This window comes from Burkholderia sp. Se-20378, assembly GCF_017104665.1.
GTDB classification, from domain to species: Bacteria; Pseudomonadota; Gammaproteobacteria; order Burkholderiales; family Burkholderiaceae; genus Burkholderia; species Burkholderia lata.
This window is the reverse complement of record NZ_JAAGPG010001045.1, coordinates 1-1,535: the sequence shown is the minus strand read 5'-3', so window position 1 is coordinate 1,535 and position 1,535 is coordinate 1. Positions and strand designations below refer to the sequence as shown.

The 1,535-nt window shown below is 69.4% G+C and carries 1 protein-coding gene and 1 pseudogene; both read left to right on the top strand.

All coding sequences use genetic code 11. The features are described from left to right. Window positions 1-1,348, top strand: a 1,348-nt coding sequence (locus G3N93_RS40020) for a CpaF family protein (protein ID WP_206135525.1), incomplete at its 5' end; no start/stop codon positions are given. Continuing rightward, window positions 1,345-1,535, top strand: a pseudogene (locus G3N93_RS40015) (pilus assembly protein); the annotation flags it as partial. The gene G3N93_RS40020 and the pseudogene G3N93_RS40015, both read left to right, overlap by 4 nt.

The following is a 1,535-nucleotide window of genomic DNA, read 5'->3' as shown; positions in this document are numbered from 1 at the left end:
CGCGACGCGCGAGCCCGAACCGGCCCCGGCGGACGCACTCGCCCCGACCCCGGCCCGCGCGCCCGTGGCGGCCGACACGCACGAGGCGCTGATCCGGTCGAACAAGTTCGACGCGATCCGCAGCGCCGTGTTTGCGTCGATGAACATGTCGGCGGCGCTGATGAAGACGCGCGACGAAGTGCGCGCGGGCATCGAACAGGTGGCCGCGCACACGGTCGATCGCGAGCGCCTGAAGATCACGGCCGGCGAGCAGGTGCTGATCGTCGATGCGATCCTGAACGACATGTTCGGCGTCGGGCCGATCGAGCCGCTGCTCGCCGACGATACGGTCACCGACATCCTCGTCAACGGGCCCGACCAGGTCTACGTCGAGCGCGCGGGCCGGCTCGAACTCACGTCGCTGAAATTCCGCGACGATGCGCACGTGGCGAGCGTCGCGCAGCGGATCGCGGCGGCGGTGGGGCGTCGCGTCGACGAGAGCAGCCCGATGGTCGATGCGCGGCTCGCCGACGGCAGCCGCGTGAACGTCGTGCTGCCGCCGATTGCGATGCGCGGCCCGTCGATCTCGATCCGCAAGTTCGCGAAGCGCGACATCACGCTCGCGCGGATGGCGCAGCAGGGCAACATCTCGCCCCCGATGCTGCAGGTGCTGAAGGTCGCGTGCGCGTGCCGGCTGAACATCGTGATCTCGGGCGGCACCGGCTCGGGCAAGACGACGCTGCTCAACGCGCTGTCGCAGCATATCGAGCAGCACGAACGGATCGTGACGATCGAGGATGCGGCCGAGCTGCAGTTGCTGCAGCCGCACGTCGTGAGCCTCGAGACGCGGCCGGAAAATACCGAAGGGCTCGGCGGGATCTCGCAGCGCGATCTCGTGCGCAACGCGCTGCGGATGCGGCCCGACCGCATCATCCTCGGCGAGATTCGCGGCCCCGAGGCGTTCGACGTGCTGCAGGCGATGAACACGGGGCACGACGGCTCGATGACGACGATTCACGCGAATTCGCCGCGCGATGCGATCAGCCGGCTCGAGAGCATGGTCATGATGGCGAACGCGAACCTGCAGCTGCTGTCGATCCGGCGCCAGATCGCGAGCGCCGTGCACCTGTTCGTGCAGATCGAGCGGATGCGCGACGGCGTGCGGCGCGTCACGCGGATCACCGAGATCGTCGGGATGGAAGGCGAGGTGGTGATTACGCAGGACCTGTTCGCGTTTCGCCAGGAGGGAGACACGACGCGCGATTCGGTGAAGGGCGTGTTCGAGGCATCGCCATTGCGGCCCGGATTCGCGGCGCGCGCCGCGTATTACGGCGTCGAGGATGCGCTCGCCGAGGTGTTCCGGCAATGAGGGCCGCCGACCTGTTCGCGGTGGGCGCGTTCGTGATGATCCTCGCGGTCGGGCTCGTGCTGTCGTCGCTGTTCGATCGCGGGCGCCACACGCCGGCCCAGCGCATCCGCGCCCGGATGCGGCGGCTGTCGCCGTCGCTTGCCGGGCGCGACGGGCATGCGTCCGCCACGCCCGGGGTCGCGCTGTT